20 protein-coding genes are annotated in these 21,505 nt (G+C 43.4%); 10 read left to right on the forward strand and 10 right to left on the reverse strand.

The window, feature by feature from the left end; genetic code table 11:
* Nucleotides 1–76: 76 nt before the first annotated feature.
* Nucleotides 77–781, forward strand: a complete 705-nt coding sequence (locus ACHEVO_RS11195) for a DUF2057 family protein (protein ID WP_394124967.1) — start codon at nucleotides 77–79, stop codon at nucleotides 779–781.
* Nucleotides 782–899: 118 nt separating this feature from the next.
* Here the strand turns inward: ACHEVO_RS11195 and ACHEVO_RS11200 are convergent, their stop codons facing one another.
* Both ACHEVO_RS11200 and ACHEVO_RS11205 read right to left on the reverse strand, forming a co-directional pair.
* Nucleotides 900–1,385: a Dps family protein gene (locus ACHEVO_RS11200; RefSeq protein ID WP_296208355.1), complete on the reverse strand. Its 486-nt coding sequence runs from the start codon at nucleotides 1,383–1,385 to the stop codon at nucleotides 900–902.
* 266 nt (nucleotides 1,386–1,651) lie between these two features.
* A complete protein-coding gene (locus tag ACHEVO_RS11205) occupies nucleotides 1,652–2,311 on the reverse strand; it encodes a YcxB family protein (protein WP_296208352.1) in 660 nt (219 codons plus the stop codon).
* A gap of 497 nt (nucleotides 2,312–2,808) precedes the next feature.
* Between ACHEVO_RS11205 and serS the strand changes: the two genes are divergently transcribed.
* From serS to ACHEVO_RS11245, 8 genes are all read left to right on the forward strand, one after another.
* Nucleotides 2,809–4,095, forward strand: coding sequence for a serine--tRNA ligase (gene serS, locus ACHEVO_RS11210; protein ID WP_394124968.1), 1,287 nt, complete (start codon nucleotides 2,809–2,811; stop codon nucleotides 4,093–4,095).
* Nucleotides 4,096–4,108: 13 nt separating this feature from the next.
* Nucleotides 4,109–4,489, forward strand: coding sequence for a hypothetical protein (locus ACHEVO_RS11215; protein ID WP_394124969.1), 381 nt, complete (start codon nucleotides 4,109–4,111; stop codon nucleotides 4,487–4,489).
* Between the two features lie 93 nt (nucleotides 4,490–4,582).
* A complete protein-coding gene (gene tkt / locus ACHEVO_RS11220) occupies nucleotides 4,583–6,580 on the forward strand; it encodes a transketolase (protein WP_394124970.1) in 1,998 nt (665 codons plus the stop codon).
* Nucleotides 6,581–6,826: 246 nt separating this feature from the next.
* Complete coding sequence (locus tag ACHEVO_RS11225; protein ID WP_394124971.1) at nucleotides 6,827–7,246, forward strand: hypothetical protein; 420 nt, start codon at nucleotides 6,827–6,829, stop codon at nucleotides 7,244–7,246.
* Nucleotides 7,247–7,286: 40 nt separating this feature from the next.
* Nucleotides 7,287–7,682 (forward strand): hypothetical protein, encoded by a 396-nt coding sequence (locus ACHEVO_RS11230; RefSeq protein WP_394124972.1) that lies wholly within the window; start codon nucleotides 7,287–7,289, stop codon nucleotides 7,680–7,682.
* A gap of 10 nt (nucleotides 7,683–7,692) precedes the next feature.
* Complete coding sequence (locus ACHEVO_RS11235) at nucleotides 7,693–7,821, forward strand: hypothetical protein (protein WP_394124973.1); 129 nt, start codon at nucleotides 7,693–7,695, stop codon at nucleotides 7,819–7,821.
* Nucleotides 7,822–7,877: 56 nt separating this feature from the next.
* Entirely contained in the window at nucleotides 7,878–8,249 is a 372-nt protein-coding gene (locus tag ACHEVO_RS11240; protein WP_394124974.1) for a nuclease-related domain-containing protein, read from the forward strand.
* Nucleotides 8,246–8,941 (forward strand): topoisomerase DNA-binding C4 zinc finger domain-containing protein, encoded by a 696-nt coding sequence (locus ACHEVO_RS11245; protein WP_394124975.1) that lies wholly within the window; start codon nucleotides 8,246–8,248, stop codon nucleotides 8,939–8,941. The genes ACHEVO_RS11240 and ACHEVO_RS11245 overlap by 4 nt, the downstream gene beginning before the upstream one ends.
* 48 nt (nucleotides 8,942–8,989) lie before the next feature.
* Here ACHEVO_RS11245 and ACHEVO_RS11250 read toward each other — a convergent pair whose 3' ends face one another.
* From ACHEVO_RS11250 to exaC, 8 genes are all read right to left on the reverse strand, one after another.
* On the reverse strand, nucleotides 8,990–9,961 hold the full coding sequence (locus tag ACHEVO_RS11250; protein WP_394124976.1) for a peptide ABC transporter ATP-binding protein: 972 nt from the start codon (nucleotides 9,959–9,961) through the stop codon (nucleotides 8,990–8,992).
* A 2-nt stretch (nucleotides 9,962–9,963) separates the two neighbouring features.
* Nucleotides 9,964–11,025, reverse strand: a complete 1,062-nt coding sequence (locus tag ACHEVO_RS11255) for an ABC transporter ATP-binding protein (protein WP_394124977.1) — start codon at nucleotides 11,023–11,025, stop codon at nucleotides 9,964–9,966.
* A gap of 1 nt (nucleotide 11,026) precedes the next feature.
* Nucleotides 11,027–11,941: an ABC transporter permease gene (locus ACHEVO_RS11260; protein ID WP_394124978.1), complete on the reverse strand. Its 915-nt coding sequence runs from the start codon at nucleotides 11,939–11,941 to the stop codon at nucleotides 11,027–11,029.
* Between the two features lie 141 nt (nucleotides 11,942–12,082).
* Nucleotides 12,083–13,099 carry an ABC transporter permease gene (locus ACHEVO_RS11265; RefSeq protein WP_394124979.1) on the reverse strand — a complete coding sequence of 339 codons (1,017 nt, stop codon included), beginning with the start codon at nucleotides 13,097–13,099 and terminating at the stop codon, nucleotides 12,083–12,085.
* A gap of 182 nt (nucleotides 13,100–13,281) precedes the next feature.
* Nucleotides 13,282–14,922 carry an ABC transporter substrate-binding protein gene (locus ACHEVO_RS11270; RefSeq protein ID WP_394124980.1) on the reverse strand — a complete coding sequence of 547 codons (1,641 nt, stop codon included), beginning with the start codon at nucleotides 14,920–14,922 and terminating at the stop codon, nucleotides 13,282–13,284.
* 459 nt (nucleotides 14,923–15,381) lie between these two features.
* Entirely contained in the window at nucleotides 15,382–17,010 is a 1,629-nt protein-coding gene (locus tag ACHEVO_RS11275; protein WP_394124981.1) for a GMC family oxidoreductase, read from the reverse strand.
* Between the two features lie 190 nt (nucleotides 17,011–17,200).
* Nucleotides 17,201–17,527, reverse strand: a complete 327-nt coding sequence (locus ACHEVO_RS11280) for a DUF779 domain-containing protein (RefSeq protein WP_201568881.1) — start codon at nucleotides 17,525–17,527, stop codon at nucleotides 17,201–17,203.
* 157 nt (nucleotides 17,528–17,684) lie between these two features.
* Complete coding sequence (gene exaC / locus ACHEVO_RS11285) at nucleotides 17,685–19,211, reverse strand: acetaldehyde dehydrogenase ExaC (protein ID WP_394124982.1); 1,527 nt, start codon at nucleotides 19,209–19,211, stop codon at nucleotides 17,685–17,687.
* A gap of 326 nt (nucleotides 19,212–19,537) precedes the next feature.
* Between exaC and ACHEVO_RS11290 the strand changes: the two genes are divergently transcribed.
* Nucleotides 19,538–21,475, forward strand: a complete 1,938-nt coding sequence (locus ACHEVO_RS11290; protein WP_394124983.1) for an AAA family ATPase — start codon at nucleotides 19,538–19,540, stop codon at nucleotides 21,473–21,475.
* Nucleotides 21,476–21,505: the final 30 nt, after the last annotated feature.

Consider the following 21,505-nt stretch of genomic DNA (forward strand, 5'->3'; position numbering starts at 1 on the left):
TTAGCAGCAAAAAATGAATAACCGTAAGAATACAAATATTTTGTCCAACTCGCTTTTACTATTAATGGAATAACTTATGAAATCGAATGCTTCTTTGCTAAAAAAATTAACGATAGGTACGTTGTTGGCAGGGGCTGCCTCGGTCTCTATGTTGTCACAGGCAGCGGTTACTCTACAGGTTGATGACCATATAAAAGTAACTGCTATTAATGGGCAGGAAATTCAGCAGAGCGCTTTTCAGCCGCTACAAAAAACTTTTACGTTACAGCCTGGACAACATGCTATTACTGCTAAGTATGACCGTTTATATAACTTGCGTCGTGATGAGCATGATTATTTGCGTTCAGGTAATGTCAGTGTGACGGCACAATTGGCCGACAATCAAACGTATCGTTTGACTATGCCTAATCAACCAGAAGATTATGAAGCTGCTAGAGAATATGCCAAGCAGCCAACACTCGCTGTGCAACAGAACAATACTGTCATTGCTAGCCAGCAAAGTATGGCCGGTAACCAAGGTGGTCTATTTTCAGGCCTTGGTAAAGCGCTAGGCGGCGTATTCGGCGGTGCAGGTGATGCAGAGCTACAGAATCAACGTGCTATTGCCTCTTTAGATCAACCAGCAGTAAATACTACTAGCAACGTCAATACTAGTACGACCACTGTTAAGCAAGCTACTAGCGTAAGCACTTCTACTAGTACACTAGATACGTTTATGCAAGTATGGCTACAGGCCACACCTGCTGAACGTGAAAAAATGCGTCAATGGATCCAAAAATAAAACAGCCTTCTCTAAAAGATAGACAATAAAAAAGCACCTAATTAGGTGCTTTTTTATTTTTTAGAATTTGATGATCATTAGGCTTATTAAAATTTAGCCTAGTAAAATCTAACGACTATTAACCCAAAAACGCGTTGTACATCCATACCAGTTTTTCTTGCTCTTGTACATAAGCATCAACTAGGTCAGCTGAACCTTGGTCTTCGCTCTCTTCTGCTAGGGCTGATACTTGGCGCTGCTCTGCAATTAACGCTTGTAAGCCAGTGACCACACCTTTGACACAGCTTGTACCATCTTTAACGTTTTTATCTTCACTGATACTAGTATGCTGCGTAAAATCGCTGTAAGCGTGAAGTGGTGTACCACCCAAGGTTAAGATACGCTCAGCAATTTCATCAATTTGGAGTTGTAGTGACGTATACAGTTCTTCAAATTGTGGATGCAAAGTAAAGAAATGCTCACCTTTTACATTCCAGTGATAGCCACGTACGTTTAGATAAAACACGTGATACGTCGATAGTAGATTGTTTAATTGGGCGATGACTTCGCTCATGTCTGCTTTTTCTAGACCGATCTGGTTAGTAGCATTATTAGAATTACTCATAGTATTGTCCTTATAGTGTGAGTGTAGTTATATGATAATAAATAAAGAAGAATAAAGGCTCTAATGAATTGAAATACAGCGAAAAATACTTTAGTTTTCATCTGTATCTATCAATATAGACTCTATCTCTTCCTTTGATGCTTATAATAATAGCAAACTATTATTAATAAGTTAAATTTAATAAATACAATTTTACGATTGGTTTTATAAAACTTAAATCAAGTCTCTCTACTATTTTTCTAAACGATAGAGAAACCCCATTACATTTACGCTGGTGGCTGCAAGTTTTCAGGGTTTAAGCCTTTCATAGGAACCACTTCTTGTAAGTGTTGACGTATCGTATCGATAGGAAACTTCTGTGCTTGCAAGCGTTTCGGTACGATTTGGCTACCTTGTTGACCTTTTAGCTCAAACATCATAAAGATATAGTCGTCAGTCTCGTCCCAGCTCTTGATAGAGGTCCAAGGAATAACCGCTTGTTGAGTAGCGCCTGCACGCATCTGCATACCGCGCATTTGCGAGTTTTTCATCATATCAGGCTGGTTGCTTGGCATCGCCATGACTAGACCATGCTTTTGCACACCTAACTTCATCTGGCGCATTTCATCTGGCATCTCTTGGTCAGCCACTTGTTTGTCAAACTCTCTTTTTACGTACCATTTAAAACCTAAAGTACGTGCCAATAGATAAATCACCACACCAACCAGCATTAACCAAAATATAATGGTTGAATAGCCTGTGACAAAGATAAGTCCTGCAATAGCGAGTACCACAACCACGGCCATGATGATCCACTCTTTGGTCTTAAAGCTTGATAAACCAAAAGACGGGCTGGCACTGGCAAACAGTTCATACTGTGCTTGGTGAAATTCAGCCTCAGTTAGGTTTAAGGCGACAGGTTGGAGCGTGTAGGGGTACAGGGCCATAAAGGTTTCTCAAATACTTATATTAAAAGCGTTGGATTAAAACTGCCAAAGCGAAGCAGCGATGCTGTACTTGGCTAGAAGTGAATAAAGGTATGCGCTTATCTTACCGAAAAGTACTCCTAAATGAAACATATAAGCAAGACTGTTCACGGATAGATGTCATATTAATGACGTAGTTCACGCTCTATACTCAGCTTATTCAGACTAGACGAAAGTAAAAGTGAGAAATTAAAAACAGAATAATTTGCTATAAGCGATTAGCATAATGAACAAAAGCTAGTGAACGTCAGTTAAAAACAGGGAAAAGTAGCCAAAGATATCCAAAACATGGTCAAATCTGCCGTGTCTTGGTATTATAGCGTCTACCAGATATGTTGATTTAAACATAACGTCATAGCCAGTTATCACAAAGACCGTGATAGCGATACGCTAGGCAATTACCTTATTAATAATACTTTTAAACCTTTTACTAACCTTTAGTGTTACAGGCAACTACTATGATTGATCCGAAACTCTTACGCGGCGATTTAAGCGACCTACAGCAGCAGCTAGCCACCCGTGGTTATGAGCTTGATATGGAGTTCTGGCAGACGATTGAAAACGAGCGCAAGTCTCTACAAGTCAAAACCGAAGAGTTGCAATCGCGTCGTAATGCTGGTGCTAAGCAAGTAGGTGCCCTAAAAAAATCAGGCGAAGATGCCAGTGAGCTATTGGCTGAGATGCAAAGCGTTAGCGGTGAGATTAAAACTGCTGAAGACGAGCTACGTACGCTACAAGAGCGCATCACTCAAGCGGCTTTGCAAATCCCGAATATTCCGGCGGCAGATGTGCCAGTCGGTACGTCAGAAGACGATAACGTAGAAGTGCATAAATGGGGTACGCCGCGTACGTTTGACTTTGAGATTCAAGATCATACTCATATCGGTGAGACACTTGGTATGCTGGACTTTGAGGCAGCGACTAAGTTAACTGGTAGCCGTTTTAACGTGTTAAAAGGACAATTGGCACAATTGCATCGCGCGTTGATTCAATTTATGTTGAACACGCATACGATGAAGTACGGCTATCTTGAGACCTATGTGCCTTATATCGTTAATAGCGATAGCTTAAAAGGTACGGGTCAGTTGCCTAAGTTTGAAGATGATTTGTTTAAATTAAGCAATCACACGAACAACGATGAGATGGATTTTTATTTGATCCCAACGGCTGAAGTACCAATGACCAACTTGGTACGCGGCGAGCGTTTGGATATCAAAGAGCTACCGCTAAAATTCACCGCGCATACGCCATGTTTCCGCAGTGAAGCGGGCTCACACGGGCGTGATACTCGCGGCTTGATTCGTCAGCATCAGTTTGAAAAAGTTGAAATGGTCAATGTCGGTACTAGCGATCAGTCTGATGACCTATTAGAAGCGATGACAGGGCAGGCCGAATATATTTTGCAGCAGCTTGAGTTGCCATACCGTACTGTACAGCTATGTACGGGCGATATGGGTTTTGCTGCACAAAAGACTTATGACATCGAAGTATGGCTACCGAGCCAAGACACCTATCGTGAAATCTCTAGCTGCTCTAACTGTGGTGATTTCCAAGCGCGCCGTATGGGTACGCGTGTTAAAGATGGCAAACAAACCAGCTTAGCTCATACTTTAAATGGTTCAGGTTTGGCCGTGGGTCGTACGCTACTGGCAGTGATGGAAAATCATCAAAACGCTGATGGCAGCATTACGATTCCAGAAGTATTGCGTCCGTTTATGGGCGGTGCTGAGCGCATTGAAATCTGAGAGTAATGACATCATGAATACTTTGTCTATAATTGATGAGCTAAATTACTCACAATTTCTCATCTATGGCCAAAGTATAGACGACGATTTGTTAGGATTTGAAATAGATGCCAATGTATTTTTCTGTTGTATGGAAAATAATGTTGGTTGTGATTTTCTTTATCAAGAACGCCATGATGAGAAGAACTGCATGCTTACGTTACGCTGCAAATTTGCAAATAACGTAAGCTATCAGCAAATGGCAGATTATTTAGAGGAAAAATGGCTTGAGCATGTTTGCTATCAAGAATTTGAGAAGCATTATATTGAAGTCGTTGATGATCAATTGATTTTTTATTATGTGACCCGATCAAGTTGTGGACTAGGAGTAACAGGGAAAATTGTTGCTACTTAGTTTATAATGAGCCACCTATTTAGATATCTAAGCAAATTCAGTTCAACAACCTTTTTTAATCCAATAAACTTTCCTTCAATCTTAGGACACGCTATGCCCACCCCAATTAACGAACGTAAACTAGCCAATGCCATCCGTGTACTGTCGTTTGACGCGGTTCAAAAAGCCAACTCTGGACATCCGGGTGCGCCAATGGGTATGGCTGATATTGCCGAAGTTTTGTGGCGCAAATTTTTGAAGCACAATCCAGCAGATCCTAATTGGCACAACCGTGATCGCTTTGTACTGTCAAACGGTCATGGCTCGATGCTTATTTATTCATTGCTACATTTATCAGGTTATGATGTGAGCGTTGATGACCTTAAAGGTTTCCGTCAGCTGCATTCAAAAACCCCAGGCCATCCTGAACTTGGTTACACGCCTGGTGTAGAAACGACTACTGGTCCACTAGGACAAGGCATTGCTAATGCGGTTGGTTTTGCGATCGCAGAAAAAACCCTAGCCGCACAGTTCAATCGTGACGGTCATAACGTCGTCGATCATCATACTTATGCGTTCTTGGGCGATGGTTGCTTGATGGAAGGTATCAGTCATGAAGTTTGCTCACTGGCTGGCACGTTGGCGCTTGGTAAGTTGGTATTCTTCTATGATGATAACGGTATCTCAATCGATGGTAATGTCGAAGGCTGGTTCACTGATGATACCGAAGCGCGCTTTGAGTCGTACGGCTGGCAAGTGATCAAAGTCGATGGCCATGATACTGATGCAATCACGCAAGCAACTGAGCAAGCGATTGCAGAGACTACTAAGCCAAGTCTAATTATTTGTAAAACCACGATCGGTGCTGGTAGCCCGAACAAACAAGGTCTAGCCGCCAGTCATGGTGCACCACTTGGTGATGATGAAATCGCCTTGACCCGTGATGCGCTATCTTGGAAACATGCCCCATTTGAATTAGATGACGAAATCTATGAAGCGTGGGATGCCAAAGCCAAAGGCGATGTACAGCAAAAGAACTGGGATGCGGACTTTGAAGCATACAAAAAAGCCTATCCAGAGCTTGCAGCAGAACTATCACGCCGTCTAAATGGCGAGTTGCCTGCTGACTTTGCTAGCCAAGCGCAAGCCTATATTCAGCAAACGCAAGAAGCGGGCGGTGATGTTGCTAGTCGTAAAGCCAGTCAAAATGCTATCAACAGCTTGCAGCCACTATTGCCAGAACTATTGGGCGGTTCAGCCGACCTAGCTGGCTCAAACTTGACGCTATTCAAAGGCGCTAAAGGCATCGAAAAAGACGCTGACGGCAACTATATCTATTACGGCGTACGCGAGTTCGGTATGACCGCGATTGCCAATGGTATCGCATTGCATGGCGGCTTTATTCCTTACGTAGCGACGTTCCTGATGTTTATGGAATATGCACGTAACGCGGTACGCATGGGCGCACTGATGAAGCAGCGCGTCATTCATGTCTATACGCATGACTCTATCGGTCTGGGTGAAGATGGTCCAACGCATCAGCCAGTTGAGCAATTGACTAGCCTACGTACGACGCCAAACCTACGTACATGGCGTCCTTGTGATGCGACTGAATCTGCAAGTGCTTGGGTAGAAGCAATCAAATCAGAAAACAACCCATCAGCATTGATCTTTAGCCGTCAGAGCTTGCCACATCAAGCACGTGATAGCGAGCAAGTAGCGAATATCACCAAAGGTGGTTATGTACTGGCAGAAGAGCAAGGTGAGCTACAAGCGATCATCATCGCTACTGGTTCAGAAGTTGGCCTAGCGATGGAAGCATACGAGACGCTTAGCGCGAATGCTGTTGGCGTACGTGTAGTGTCTATGCCATGTGCAGAGATTTTCGTTGAGCAAGATACTAGCTATCGTGAAGCGGTATTGCCTGCCAATATCCGTGCTCGCGTCGCAGTCGAAGCTGCGCATGTAGATTACTGGTATAAGTTCGTTGGTCTAGATGGCAAAGTCATCGGTATGACCACTTATGGCGAATCTGCTCCAGCTAGCGATCTATATAAAGAGTTTGGTATTACGACTGATGCTGTGGTTGAAGCGGTAAATAGTTTGGTGTAATAAACCTGATTTAATTAGCGTTTAGAAAAAGAGCTGCCGGAGAAATCTGGTGGCTTTTTTTATGTTAGGGACAGTGTTTTGTTGCTTTTTGCTCACGGTCAAAGTAGCTCTTAAGACGAAAGTTTCTGCTAATAGGGTATAAACATAAGGTAACTTAAGATATTAATAGGGTAAATTTTAATTATATGTTTCACACTGTGTTTACCCGTGCTATTAATAAACTCAACCGATACAATGGAACTTAACATGAAAATAAAGTCTGACGTACTAACAGAAAGTGAAAAAAATCTCTTTATAGAAAAAATACTAACCCATTACCATGAGCGAGACGCTAAGCGTTTTATTGAAAAGTTTGAACAAAGTTCAGAAGAAAGATTAAGATTAATAATTGCTAGAATTGATGATGGATTTGCTGTATTAGATCACTATGGAAGTATCATGACTCATGGTAGATTTTATGTGTTAAAAAATAATGATTTTTATAGGATCGGTTCAGATTTAATAAAGGGTTCGAAAACCCTTGAGCGTGCTGGGACGCGTGTAACATCGATTCAAGTCAATGGGTTTGAAAAAGTTACTGATGAAAATATCAGATCGAACTTTGAAGCAATTAATCAGTTTTTTGCACTGCAGGCGTGGAACGATGCTTTAGGTATCAAGTCGTAAATATAGTATCAGGGATACATTTGATACCAAGGAGTTGAACATGAAAATAAATTCTGACGTACTAACAGAAAATGAAAAAAAGTTTTTTATAGACAAGATATTAACCCACTATCATGAGCGAGATGCTAAATATTTTATTGAACAGTTTGAATGTTTCCCAGATGACTATCTAAAGCAAGACTTTACCAGAATAGATAATGGCTTCGCCGTATTAAACGGAAATGCAAATGTCATGGTTATGGGAAGATTCTATGTTATAAAAAACAACGATTTTTATCGAGTAAGCACAGTGTCAAAAGATTCAGATAGTTTTGATAGCGGGACGCGTATATCAACAATCCAAATCAACGGATTTGAAAAGGTAACTGATAAAAGTATTTGGTCTGAATTTGAAAAAATTAATCAATTCTTTTTACAAATAAAAAATTCTATCTAGGGTTAAAACCATGGATTCTAATGAACAGTTAAACAATGCATCAAAATCTACTGGTCTCCGAGATTATGCAATTACAGACGGTACGCTCAATCTAGGTTTCTCAAAAAACCTACTTGTCAATACAGTGAGCGTAGACTAAATTAAGCTTGCTACATCCAGTAAAAATCCTAATGACTTGAAAATATAAGAGCGACAATGTCCCTAAAATCCACCTTCAAAGGCTTTCTCGGCGAAACCGTCATCAACGTTGCCATGTGGATCAAGCTTGAAAAAGATGTTTATCACCGATTAAATGGTATTACCTTGCCTAGAGACAAAGGTGGAAGTACCCAAATCGACCATATCATCGTCTCCGTATACGGTATCTTTGTGATTGAGACCAAAAACTATAAAGGCTGGATATATGGTAGCGAGACACAAAGACAGTGGACACAAGCTTTCCCGAATGGCAGTAAATTCAAATTCCAGAACCCACTACGCCAAAACTACTTGCACATTAAGACGCTCGCAGATTTATTAGGATTGGAGCTGAGCTACTTTCATTCGATGATTGCTTTCATTCGATGATTGCTTTCATCGGTGAGTGCGAGCTAAAAACCCGCGACCAGTTGCCCGAGCATGTATTGACGAGTGGTATGGTCTCGTATGTAAAGAAAAAGCAAGATAAGATACTCACTGAAGATGAGGTTGCATCTATCGTTGAGCAGATTAATAGCAATAGATTTAGTAAGTCTTGGCGTACCAATAGAGAGCATAAAGCCTATCTAAAAGACAAGCATAGCAATCCAAGCCAGAATACAAACAAACAGCCTAGCGGTAACGCTAATGATAAACCAATTGCTAAAGTGGCTACTAAGGCTACACCAGAGCCGATAGTAAAAGAGACCGCTAAACGAGCTATTCTAAAAAGTAGAGAGGTGCATCGATGGTCTGGTCAGACTGAAATTGAAGCTAACGATTTACTAATTGATAGTATGGACACTCATCAGACAGTCACACAGCATACAATTAAATCGCACGATATTGCTAATAAGATTTTTCTTACGCCATTTGAAGTTATGGAGCCTGAGCTAGCAGCGATTTCCTCTGAGACAGATGTGGTGATAGATCATACAGCTGATTTGATTCAAACACCAACCTGCCCGAGATGTGACGGTGAGATGATCAAGAGAGTAGCAAAAAAAGGCCTGAATCAAGGTCAGACCTTTTTTGGTTGTAGCCAATTTCCTAAATGTCGCGGTGTGGTGAATATTGATTAGTCGTTAATCATCTTAACCTTCATCTTAATCATTTTAACCTTAGTCACCTTAACCATATATCTCTTCCAAGCGTAAACAAGCAACCAATCGACCGTCCCATTCGCGCAGTTGTGGCTCTACTTCGCTACATTGCTGCTTGGCATAGGGACAGCGTTTATGGAGGGCGCAGCCACTTGGTGGATTGAGCGGACTTGGTAGCTCACCTTGTAGGGTCAAATCATTTTTGTGCCCATTTACCGTTGGTGCCGCAGCCAATAATGCGATGGTATAAGGGTGTTTTGGCGCATTATAAATCGCTTCTTTGGGGCCGTGTTCGACGGCCTGACCTAAATACATCACCATCACATCATCAGCGACGTGGCGCACGACCGACAAATTGTGAGAGATGAAAACGTAAGCGGTGAGATACTCATCTTGCAAATCCATAAATAGGTTTAAGACTTGCGCCTGAATCGATACATCGAGTGCGGAAGTTGGCTCATCAGCGACGACGATTTTCGGATTAAGCATCATCGCGCGGGCGAGGGCAATACGTTGGCGCTGACCGCCCGAAAACATATGCGGATAACGACCAGCATGTTCAGGACGTAGACCGACATGTCTCATCATCTCGTTGATTTTGTCACGCTTTTCTTCTTTAGACAGTTTGGTATGGATATCCAGTGGTTCTGTCAGTTGATAGCCAATGGTATGGCGTGGGTTCAAGCTCCCATAAGGGTTTTGGAATACCATTTGAATTTCAGTACGCAACTCTTTTAACGCTTTTCTGCTATAGCCTGCAGTGCCTTCATCATTGATAAATAGCTCACCATGTGTAGGCGATTCGATCAGTGTCAACTGGCGGGCAAGGGTAGATTTTCCGCAGCCTGACTCACCAACTACGGCCAATGTCTTGCCAGCTTCAAGCTCGAATGAGACGCCATTGAGCGCTTTTACGTAGGCCTTTGCTTTGCCCAGACCTTGTGATACTGGGTAGTGCTTGTGTAGATTGTCTGCTTTTAGGACCACTTTATTACTCATACTTATGACTCCAAAGTAGCAGCGTGAGAGGGGCGAGAGGTAATATTAGAATCAATACAACGCACCTTGCCATTGGGCGTATCTAAAATAGGTGGCGGTACTTCGCAAGCAGGCTCTTTATAAGGGCAACGGGGAGACAGCAAGCAACCAGCCGGCCTATCATATTGACTGGGTACAACTCCTGGTAAACTGTTTAGCCTATCTTGACCAATAGCCAACTCAGGGATGGCTTGTAGCAATGCTTCAGTATAAGGATGTGCAGGCTTTTGGAAAATTTCTGGCACGGTACTGGTTTCAACCACTTGTCCAGCATACATGACCGCGACATCACGCGAGTTTTGTGCAACCAGACCCAAATCGTGGGTAATTAATACCATGGCCATTTGTTTTTCGCGTTGCAATCGGCTCAGTAAGTCCATAATTTGCGCCTGTACTGTGACATCCAAAGCCGTGGTTGGTTCATCTGCGATAAGTAGTTTTGGCTCGCAAGCAATCGCCATCGCAATCATAACCCGTTGACTCATACCGCCTGATAGTTGATGCGGATAGACCTTAAGTCTGTTTTTGGCATCGGGCATTTCGACCAACTCTAGCAGCTCTAAGATGCGAGTTTGTACTGCTGCGCCTCGTAAACCAAGGTGCTTGCGTAGCACTTCACCTAACTGCATTTCAACGGTAAAGCTTGGATTTAGGCAAGACATCGCATTTTGAAAAATCATAGAGATATCTTTACCAATGATGCCGCGTCTCTCTTTGGCTGACATACTGAGCATGTCTTTATTGTCAAAGACCACTCGTTGTGCGCGTACGGTCGCGGAAGGTGGCAACAGACCCATTAGCGCCATCATAGTGACTGACTTACCTGAGCCAGATTCACCCACGACAGCGATGACCTCACCTTGGGTAATCTTTAACGATACATCATCCACTGCGCGAAAGGCACGCACCCCTTGTCCAAAAGTAACCGACAGGTTTTCGATATCTAGCAATAACGGAGAGTCTTTTGTTGATGCACCATTCATAGACGTATGAGTGATAGGCGTATTAATTAATGGTTCAGTCATCTTAAGTCACCTGCTTTAATTTAGGATCTAGCGCATCGCGTAAGCCATCACCAGTCAGGTTAATCGATAGTGCAGCTAAGAAAATAGCGACACCCGGCCAGATTGCTAGCCAAACATTACTTTGAATATATTGACGCGCCGTACCTAGCATCGCGCCCCATTCGGCATCTGGTGGCTGTACGCCAAAGCCTAGGAAACCAATCGCGCCTGCTTCTAAAATAGCAGACGAGAAAATCATCGTTGCCTGTACGATAAGCGGTGCCATACAGTTGGGCAAAATAGTAATAAACAACAAACGCAGCACACCAGCACCCATCACTTGTGAGGCAATAAAATACTCACGTTGCAGCTCCACCATCGCTGTGGCACGAGTCAGACGAATAAATGGCGGTGTACAGACCAGTGCGATCGTAATAATCGTATTGGTCATAGATGGCCCTAAGATAGCGGCGATAATAATAGCCAATAGCAAGCTCGGATATGACATCAGGATATCATTGACCAGCATGACTGCTTTGCCCCAAACCTTTGGCCAAAACGCTGCACTTAGACCTAATGAGATACCAACCAACATCGCCAGAGTCGTTGCGCTTAGACCGATAAACAACGAATAACGTGCGCCATACATCACTCGAGACAATGTATCTCGGCCCGCATCATCAGTACCTAGCCAAAACATCGCATTGCCACCATCTAAAAAGGCAGGCGGCAATTGCTCTTGACCGGTGAACAGCTCATAAGGATCATGAGGCGCAATAGCAGGTGCAAGTATGGCAACAAGGACCATGAGTGTCAGTACGATAAAACCAATTACGGCGCCTTTGTTTCGGCAAAACGTCGATAAAAATAGCTGCCAAGATGACGGCGGTGTGGCTGCCGTCAGATTGACATCAGAGGGGAGAACAGAAGGCTTCATGAGCATTTCCTATAGTGGCTAGCGCATTGGATTCGTTTGGGCTTCTTTTTCTAACAATCATTAGAAATTTGCCAAAAACCTTTGTAACCATGTAAGCGCTAATCATCACTATTTATAATGTGAGTATTTATCAATGTTAAATTAAGAAGTATGGCGAATACGTGGATTGATCAGACCATACAAAATATCAATAAATAAACTAACCAAAATCAGAGCGGTGGCGACCAATAAAATACCATTTTGTACAATAGGGTAGTCACGAGTGAAAAACCCATCGAGTAGCCAATTACCAACGCCTGGCCAACTAAAGATAGTCTCGGTAATAATGGCGCCTGCGAGCAATGTCGCCATCTGTAGGCCAACGACTGTAACCACCGTAATCAAGGCATTACGCATTACGTGGACTAGTATCACTCGGCGTGGAGATAAGCCTTTGGCCCGTGCTGTACGCACATAATCCTCATCTAACACCTCTAGCATCGCAGAGCGTGTCATCCGCGCAATCATCGCTAACGGAATGGTGGACAAGGCAATAGAGGGCAATATAAAGTGTTTGACCACATTCCAAAACGCGCCAGGTTCTCCTGAGCTTAGTGATCCGAGTAACCATGACCCATACAGTGGTTGCACATCTAAAAACTGTGCGACAGATATCACCCCAGCGACGGGTAAAAGACCTAAATAATGAGCGAAGATACCAGTCAGGATGGGGCCCAATAAGTAGATAGGCATAGAGTAGCCTGCCAACGCACCTGACATGAGGGTGTAATCAATCCATGTACCACGGCGCAAGGCAGCAAAGATGCCTAAGCTGACACCAATGACACTAGCGATAACAATAGCGCATAATGCCAATTCTAGAGTAGGAACAAAGTGGGCAAAAAAGTCTTGTAATATGGGTGTACGAGTACGAAAGGACTGACCGAAATCACCCGTTAGGATGCCAGTCAAATAATCCCAATACTGGGCGACGAGCGGTTTGTCTAATCCTAGCCTTTCTAAGGCACGAGCATGTAGCTCGGGATCGACCATACGCTCGCCCATCATAATCTCGACGGCATCTCCAGGTACGAGACGAATCAGAGTGAAGGTTGATAGCGTTAAGCCAAGATAGACGGGAATAAGAATAGCAATTCGACGCAGAATATAAAGTAGCATGGCCTGCTCAATAGTTGTGGTTCAATGATTAGAGTATTAGCGATGATGAAGAGATCCGTGACAAAGCGCTTAGTTCATATTGTTCATATCATTCATATAAATTCGGCTGGAGCAGAGTATCTGACCCAGCCGCACTTATATGAATGAATTGCGAATGTCGTAACGGAATTAATCAGTCAAGGTTATTCAACTTTTACACCATCGAAGCGTATTGAGCCAAGTGGGCTGATTTTATAATCGACAACGTTTGGTGCGGTGAATACGGTCACTACCGAATGCGCCATTGTCGTCCAAGGAAGCTGCTCTTTGAATATCTGCTGAGCTTGCTCATATTCACTGACACGCTCATCTTGATTATTAATCTGACGGGCATTGGTCACCAAATTATCGAAGTCTTTGTTACACCAGCGCGAGTAGTTGTTACCACCGACTGCGTCACAAGACAATAACGATCCAAGCCAGTTGTCTGGATCACCATTGTCGCCAGTCCAACCGGCTAGAATGACATCAGGCTCGCCTTTAGCAGCGCGTTTTAGGTACTCGCCCCACTCATAAGTCACAAGTTTGGTATCGACGCCAATCTTCGCCCAATCTGCTTGTAGCATTTCAGCCATTAGCTTGGCATTTGGGTTGTACGGACGCTGAACTGGCATATACCATAGATTGATAGAAAGATTATCCGCGCCAGCTTCTTTGATCAGTGCTTTTGCCTTTTCGACGTCGTAAGGCGCGTCTTTAAGTGACTCATCATAGCCCCACTGCGTTGGCGGCATTGGGTTGGTCGCTTTGAGGCCTTCGCTCTGATAAACCGCATTGATAATAGCGTCTTTGTTGATCGCCATATCTAATGCTTGACGCACTTTAAGATCGCTTAATTGAGGTTTTTCTACGTTGTAACCGACATAGCCAACGTTGAAGCCAGGCTGATCGAGAACGGTGGCTTTACCTGATTTTTTGACAGATTCGATTTCGGCAGGTTTTGGATAAGCGGACACGTGACATTCGCCAGCTTGCACTTTCTGTGCGCGGACTGCTGAGTCTTTAGTGATGACAAACACGAGGTTGTCGATATAGATGTCGTCTTTATTCCAATAGTCTGGGTTTTTGGTATAACGAATTTGCGCGTCTTTTTGATAAGAAGTAAAGACGAAAGGTCCAGTACCGACGGGCTTAGTATTGATATCAGCAGCATTACCAGAGGCTAGCAATTGATCTGCGTACTCAGCAGAACCAATATAAGCAAAAGGCATTGCTAGGTTCTGTAGGAACGGCGCATTGGTTTCGCTAAGGATGATTTTTACCGTATAGTCGTCAACCTTTTCGATATTAGAGATAATATCAGGTAGCCCCATACCGACTGAATATGGGAATTCAGCAGGATAAGCTTTGTTAAATTCAAAGTCTGGGTCAGTGATACGTTCTAGCGTAAAGACAATGTCATCCGCGTTGAAATCGCGAGTCGGAGTAAAGTAATCAGTTGTACCGAATTTAACCCCTTTGCGTAGATTAAAGGTATAAGTCTTGCCGTCTTCGCTAATATCCCAGCTTTCAGCAAGTCCTGGCTGAATCTCAGTCTCTGCTCTTTTGAATTCTACCAAGCCATTGTAAATAGGGAAGGCACTCGCATCAAAATCCGTACCTGAAGTATATTGCGCTGGATCGAATCCGGCAGGGCTACCTTCTGAGCAATAGAGCAATGTTTTGGCGGCTTTGGCATCTGAGCTAGCGGCAGAGTCATCCGTAGTTTTGTTGTCTCCACTACAGGCGCTGATACCTAAGACAAACGTCGCCAACATCGTAAGTTTGAAGAGTGATTTTTGCATTATTACATCCTATGTAATGGTAGGTAGGTACTCATGTATCCATATGTTCGTACTCGAGCATGAATACGATGAGAAAGCGTTTAATGACCTCTAAAGTATCTATCTATGTAGTATTTTATATATACAAAATAAAACATATTAAAGGTTGTTATAACTTTAAATTATATAGATGGAAACTAAAAATATAAACAAGTCGTTCGAATATACTCTCTTAATCCGTGATAATGCAAGCAATAAATCGACTAATTTTGATAAAAAATGCATGGTTTTGCCGTATTTAGCACCAATAAGATATTAAATACTAAAATTTATGGCTTTATGTTTATTTATTTTAAATAGCAAAGAGACACACTTTTAAATTGCTAACCAGTTACAATTTTACTAGGTGTAAACAATTAGAAATAATAAAGTTATGTCTCTTTGAAGTAGCCAACTATAAGCCGTTTGTCCAATGCAGAATTAAACAGGGCTATGATTCGCCTTAATGAGATCGGCTATTTTTTCGGCAATCATAATTGTTGGCGCATTGGTATTGGCGCTAATAAGTGTTGGCATCACTGAAGCGTCGATGACTCGCAATCCGCTCACACCTCGTACCTTTAATTCTAAATCGACCACGGAGCTGTCATCTGAGCCCATGCGGCAAGTGCCTACTGGATGGTAGATGGTATCTGACTTATTTCTGATATAGCCGAGCATGCCGTCTTTTTCGAGGTAAGGGGCAGGGTAATCTTCAGTGATGTACTTAGCGAGTGCGGACTCTTGCATGATGGCTCGAGTACGCTCGGCACCGGCTACCATATACTCTATGTCTTTTGGATGGGACAGATAGTTTGGATCGATCAAGACGGCATCGGAAGGGTCAGCTGAGTCCAATCTGACAGTACCTCGACTTTCAGGTCGTAAGTAGCAACTGTGACAAGAGACAGCGAAACCGCGTCTTAGGTCCCGACCATGCTCGATCACGCGTGAGATGACAAAGTGCAGCTGTGTGTTTGGCCACTCTTTTGGGTCATCACCGACGCTAAAGAATGCACCCGCTTCTGCATAGTTGGTAGATAGCAGCCCTGTACCGTCTTTTCTCCACTGCCGAACACTTTTGGTCAATGTCGAAATCGATGCCATGCCAATACCGATGACATCAGTCGTATTGACCTCATAATCAAAGACGACGTCTAAATGATCTTGTAAATTACCACCGACCTCAGGTGCATCTACCACCACATCAATACCATGAGACTGTAAATGCTCTGCAGGGCCAATACCTGAGAGCATCAAAACTTTAGGTGAACCAAACGCACCACCTGACAGTAGGACTTCATGACGCGCCGTGACAGTATGTTCGACGCCATCTTTTTCGTAGACGACGCCTGTCGCTTGATTGTTTTCGATAATGACGCGGTTAGCCTGCGCATGAGTGATGACAGTTAGATTAGAGCGGTGTTGTACGGGATGTAGATAGGCAGCCGCGGCAGAGCAGCGTTGGCCTTGTTTTTCACCATGGAAGTGAGTGACTTGATACAATCCTGTACCGTCTTGCTTTTCGCTATTAAAGTCAGGGTTGTGATCTAGGCCATTGGCAATCGCAGCTTCTACGAATGCCTTAGAGATGTCTCGTGGACTGAGTAGGTCGCTAACATGCAGCGGCCCGCTATCACCATGTAGCTTATCGCTACCACGAATATTATTTTCAGCTTTGATAAAGTAGGGAAGTAAATCGTCAAACCCCCAGCCAGTACAGCCTTGCTCTACCCAGCGCTCATAATCTAGCTTGCTACCACGTGTATAGATCATGGCATTGATCGCTGATGAACCGCCCAGACATTGTCCACGCGGCTGAAAACCTTTACGGTTATTAAGGTGCTCTTGCGGGGTAGTATGAAAGCACCAATTGTTCAATTTAAGCGGTTTGCCAGGAACCATCAGAATCAGTCCAGCAGGCACGCGTACTGCTAGATCTTTGCCATCACCGCCGTACTCTAATAAACAGACACTGATATCTGGGTTTTCAGTGAGACGGCTGGCGAGCACGCAACCTGCTGATCCACCACCGACGATGACATAGTCAAATGTTGTGTCAAATTCCATTTTATATTCCTTATAGCATCCATGCTAATTAAAATAGGGTACGCTTTACAGTAACTATTATTCTGCTGAAATAATAAAATAAAAATGACTCTGCGGTATCTGTTTGCGTCAATATCGTAGGACAAGCTAAGACTGTTATATTTGGTATGTTATTTAAAATTAATGCTACTTAATTTTGCACCAAACGTCCTTATATCGCACAGATTTCTGAGCGTACGATAAAGCGTTTGCCTTCAGGGATTTCTAACGAAAAGCTCGCACCGCGACCATTGACGACATCAATGGTGAGATCGGTATGCTGCCATAGATTGTACTGTGCCTTACCCATATAAAATGGACAGCCAGCAAGCTCACCAACCAACACATCCTGACCACCTACTTTGAACTCTCCTAATGGATAGCACATGGGCGAGCTACCATCGCAGCAGCCACCTGATTGATGAAACATCAGCTCACCGTGCTTGGATTTCAATAGTTCAATTAGCTCTTTACAGGACTCTGTTGCTGTAATTTTCATAATCAACTCCTATGCTATCAGTGTCAAAAAACCATACTATTCTGAAAATCTATTATTCAAAACATGGCTTTTTACGACTTCTTAAAGTGAAAATGCAACCTATCTTGCGACAGATTGCATTTGTTTTCTAAGTACTGTCATGCGTTCACAGATTAGATTAGAAGAAACCCATTTTTTTAGGGCTATACGAAACCAGCATGTTTTTGGTTTGCTGATAATGATCGAGCATCATCAGATGGTTTTCGCGGCCGATACCTGATTGCTTATAGCCACCGAATGCAGCATGTGATGGATATAGATGATAGCAGTTGGTCCATACGCGGCCCGCTTGGATACCACGTCCGAAACGATAGGCTTTATGTACACTACGAGTCCAAACGCCAGCGCCTAGACCATATAGAGTGTCGTTGGCAATTTGCATGGCTTCTTCATCGTCTTTAAAGGTAGTAACAGCAAGCACAGGCCCAAAGATTTCTTCTTGGAACACACGCATGTCATTAGTACCTTCAAAGATAGTTGGCTTAACATAATAGCCGTCTGCTAGGTCGCCATCGTGTTTGGCTTGATCGCCACCGACTAGGACTTTTGCGCCTTCTTTTTTACCGATATCAAGATAAGATAAAATCTTTTCTAACTGATCTGAGCTGGCTTGCGCACCAATCATAGTCTCAGTATCTAGTGGGTTGCCCATTTTGATGGCTTCAACACGAGCGATACAGCGTTTGATAAATTCGTCATAGATGCTTTCATGTACGAGCGCACGTGATGGACAAGTACAGACCTCACCTTGGTTTAGGGCAAACATGACTAGGCCTTCGACCGCTTTGTCCAAGAAATCATCGTCTTCGTCCATGACATCAGCAAAGAAGATATTTGGGCTTTTGCCGCCAAGCTCTAGTGTGACTGGAATGATGTTTTCGCTGGCGTACTGCATGATGAGGCGACCCGTTGTAGTCTCACCAGTGAAGGCAACTTTATTGATACGTGGGTTAGAAGCAAGAGGTTTACCCGCTTCGACACCAAAGCCATTGACGATGTTTAACACGCCCTTAGGCAAGATGTCAGCGATACTGATCGCTTCTAACATATATAATATCGAAGCAGGCGTTTGCTCAGCAGGCTTCATGACGATACAGTTACCAGCGGCTAAAGCCGGGGCGATTTTCCATACTGCCATTAGAATAGGGAAGTTCCATGGGATAATCTGCCCGACAACGCCTAGCGGCTCATGGAAATGATAAGCAACAGTGTCTTCATCAATCTGGCTGATACCGCCTTCTTGTGCGCGGATGGCACTGGCAAAATAACGGAATTGATCGATGGCTAGCGGAATATCTGCCATCAAGGTTTCGCGTACAGGCTTGCCGTTTTCGTAGCATTCAGCAATAGCGATCGCTTCTAGATTGGCTTCCATGCTATCTGCAATTTTTAATAACAAGTTTGCTCGTTCAGCAACGCTGGTTTTGCCCCAAGCGTCTTTGGCAGCATGCGCGGCATCTAGGGCTTTTTCGATGTCTGCTTCTTTTGAACGGGCAACTTGGCAAATGGTTTTACCATCGATAGGACTTGGGTTGTCAAAGTACTCGCCATCGACAGGAGGGGTCCACTCACCATTAATAAAGTTATCGTATTTTTCGCGGAATTGGACGGGACTGTTTTCAGTATTGGGATAAGCGTATAACATTAACCACTCCTTGTTGTGTATTATGGTTATTTAAAATATGGTTACTTACGTATGACCATTTAAAAATACATTCTTGGTCTTCCTAACCAAGTTATCATCCTATCGTACTGAGCTTTTTAGCAGAACGATAATGACTTTTTATAATGATATATTTTGTATCGTATAACTTTAAGTTATGTGATATGAGTCGGTTAAAATGGTTCGCAAACGGTATGCAGCTGTTATAATTGTGAGCATCTACTTTAGCTGGCTATGGTTATTGAGTTAATCATGGCGGCTTTCTTTTTGTACTATTTCTTCTTCATAATATTGGTTGGTTTGGATCTATGCGTCAATCTTCTGCTCTTGATATCCTAAAAACAGGTCAAAACGTCTTTTTGACCGGCTCAGCAGGTTCAGGTAAGACTTATACTCTCAATCAATACATCGATTATCTACGTGCCCGCCGTGTACCTGTCGCGGTAACCGCCAGTACGGGTATTGCCGCCACGCACATGAATGGCACGACGATTCATAGCTGGTCAGGCATCGGTATCAAAGATGAGCTGACTGATCGAGATTTGTCCACCTTGTCACGCAAGCAGTTTTTAGCAGATAGATTGAAAGATACAGCGGTCTTGGTCATTGACGAGATATCAATGCTACATGCTAAGCAGCTCAATTTGGTCAGCCAAGTGCTCAAGCATATTCGCAAAAATGACAAAGCGTTTGGTGGTATTCAGGTCGTAGTCGCAGGAGACTTTTTTCAGTTACCGCCGATTGGCAGTAAAGGTGAGACGAATCGTGAAAAGTTCGCCTTTATGTCTGAGGCGTGGCTCGATGCCAAGTTCCATATTTGCTACTTGTCTGAGCAGCATCGTCAAGTCAGCGATGCAGCCAATGGGGGTCTCGATTTAGACGATATTCTTAACCAAATTCGCCGTCAGGAAGTAACCTTTGAGGCGATTGCTGCTTTAGAAGCGACTTATGACCAAAGTGTCGATATCAAGCGTACGCGTCTGTATACCCACAATCTCAATGTCAATAAAATCAATGACAAAGAACTGGCGTCTCTAGATGGCGAGATGATGCGTTTTGAAGCGACGGCGACAGGCGATAGTAAGCTGGTTGAAACGCTAAAAAAGACCGTGCGTACCCAAGACGAGCTGATTCTCAAAGTTGGCGCCAAGGTAATGTTTATTAAAAACAATGCCGAGCTTGGTGTCTCTAACGGAACGATGGGCGAGTTAATTGGATTTGCTGCTGTCAAAATAGAGGATAAAGACAGTAGTGACGCGTTAATCGAAGACGATAGCAGCGATGACGTTAATGAGGATGCTGCTAGCGAAAAAACGACAAAAGGTAAAAAGTCCGCTGCTAAAAAAGACAAAGAAAAACCAAAGTCGAAGAAACCAACGACTCAGAAAATGCCTATCGTGCGGCTTAATTCAGGACGAGAAGTTATTGCTGAGCCTGAAGAGTGGATTATCGAAGATGAAACGGGTGACGTGCTGGCAAGTTACTTACAAGTGCCGCTCTGTCTGGCATGGGCGATTACCATTCATAAATCGCAGGGCATGACCCTCGATGCGGCTGAAATCGATTTGTCGCGTACCTTTGAGTTGGGACAAGGCTATGTGGCATTATCACGCCTCAAGTCGCTATCTGGCCTACAGCTGCTAGGTATGAACGACATGAGCTTGCAACTCGATCCATTGGCTCGCGGTGCGGATAAGCGGTTTTTGGTACTGTCTGAAGAAGCCGATGCCAACTATGCGATGCTAGATGAAGAAAGCATGCAGCAGGCACATGAAAAATTCGTCTTGAAGTCAGGTGGGACATTGAGCAAGTCAGTAATCGATGCTTACGCCACCCTACAAAAGAAGCGCCGCGAACAACAGCAAGCGAAAATCGATAAAAAACAGAAATTAGGTAATCAGGTCTCTGATAAATCAGACAGTACTCTACTTGCGACCAGAGTGTTATTGGAAGAGAGTTTGACCATTGCGGAGATATCACAAGCCCGTCAGTTGTCACAGTCGACCATCATGCGTCATATTGCTGACCTAAAATCGCAAGACCCAAGTCTTGCCTGTGATCATCTACGTCCAGATGATGAGGTAATGACAGCCGTTGGTAATGCCTATGTCGCTATTAAAGTCGCTAACAATCCGAATGATTTTAATGATGACGGTAGCATCAAACTGCGTCCGATATATGATCATCTAAAGCAGAGCATTGACTACAACACCATTCGCCTCGCATTGATTTTTATTACCCCATAGTTTTGCTGCCTATAATTTTATTGCCTATAA

This window comes from Psychrobacter nivimaris (assembly GCF_043419765.1).
In the GTDB taxonomy this organism is placed as follows: domain Bacteria; phylum Pseudomonadota; class Gammaproteobacteria; order Pseudomonadales; family Moraxellaceae; genus Psychrobacter.

What these genes read in the sequence shown, in the direction of transcription:
- ACHEVO_RS11215 (WP_394124969.1), top strand. Translation starts at nt 4,109, where the DNA reads ATGAATACTTTGTCTATAATTGATGAGCTAAATTACTCACAATTTCTC.
- ACHEVO_RS11260 (WP_394124978.1), bottom strand. Translation starts at nt 11,941, where the DNA reads ATGAAGCCTTCTGTTCTCCCCTCTGATGTCAATCTGACGGCAGCCACA.
- ACHEVO_RS11195 (WP_394124967.1), top strand. Translation starts at nt 77, where the DNA reads ATGAAATCGAATGCTTCTTTGCTAAAAAAATTAACGATAGGTACGTTG.
- exaC (WP_394124982.1), bottom strand. Translation starts at nt 19,211, where the DNA reads ATGTTATACGCTTATCCCAATACTGAAAACAGTCCCGTCCAATTCCGC.
- ACHEVO_RS11240 (WP_394124974.1), top strand. Translation starts at nt 7,878, where the DNA reads ATGTCCCTAAAATCCACCTTCAAAGGCTTTCTCGGCGAAACCGTCATC.
- ACHEVO_RS11250 (WP_394124976.1), bottom strand. Translation starts at nt 9,961, where the DNA reads ATGAGTAATAAAGTGGTCCTAAAAGCAGACAATCTACACAAGCACTAC.
- ACHEVO_RS11225 (WP_394124971.1), top strand. Translation starts at nt 6,827, where the DNA reads ATGAAAATAAAGTCTGACGTACTAACAGAAAGTGAAAAAAATCTCTTT.
- ACHEVO_RS11255 (WP_394124977.1), bottom strand. Translation starts at nt 11,025, where the DNA reads ATGACTGAACCATTAATTAATACGCCTATCACTCATACGTCTATGAAT.
- ACHEVO_RS11280 (WP_201568881.1), bottom strand. Translation starts at nt 17,527, where the DNA reads ATGAAAATTACAGCAACAGAGTCCTGTAAAGAGCTAATTGAACTATTG.
- serS (WP_394124968.1), top strand. Translation starts at nt 2,809, where the DNA reads ATGATTGATCCGAAACTCTTACGCGGCGATTTAAGCGACCTACAGCAG.
- ACHEVO_RS11275 (WP_394124981.1), bottom strand. Translation starts at nt 17,010, where the DNA reads ATGGAATTTGACACAACATTTGACTATGTCATCGTCGGTGGTGGATCA.
- ACHEVO_RS11235 (WP_394124973.1), top strand. Translation starts at nt 7,693, where the DNA reads ATGGATTCTAATGAACAGTTAAACAATGCATCAAAATCTACTGGTCTC.
- ACHEVO_RS11230 (WP_394124972.1), top strand. Translation starts at nt 7,287, where the DNA reads ATGAAAATAAATTCTGACGTACTAACAGAAAATGAAAAAAAGTTTTTT.
- ACHEVO_RS11245 (WP_394124975.1), top strand. Translation starts at nt 8,246, where the DNA reads ATGATTGCTTTCATCGGTGAGTGCGAGCTAAAAACCCGCGACCAGTTG.
- tkt (WP_394124970.1), top strand. Translation starts at nt 4,583, where the DNA reads ATGCCCACCCCAATTAACGAACGTAAACTAGCCAATGCCATCCGTGTA.
- ACHEVO_RS11265 (WP_394124979.1), bottom strand. Translation starts at nt 13,099, where the DNA reads ATGCTACTTTATATTCTGCGTCGAATTGCTATTCTTATTCCCGTCTAT.
- ACHEVO_RS11290 (WP_394124983.1), top strand. Translation starts at nt 19,538, where the DNA reads ATGCGTCAATCTTCTGCTCTTGATATCCTAAAAACAGGTCAAAACGTC.
- ACHEVO_RS11270 (WP_394124980.1), bottom strand. Translation starts at nt 14,922, where the DNA reads ATGCAAAAATCACTCTTCAAACTTACGATGTTGGCGACGTTTGTCTTA.
- ACHEVO_RS11205 (WP_296208352.1), bottom strand. Translation starts at nt 2,311, where the DNA reads ATGGCCCTGTACCCCTACACGCTCCAACCTGTCGCCTTAAACCTAACT.
- ACHEVO_RS11200 (WP_296208355.1), bottom strand. Translation starts at nt 1,385, where the DNA reads ATGAGTAATTCTAATAATGCTACTAACCAGATCGGTCTAGAAAAAGCA.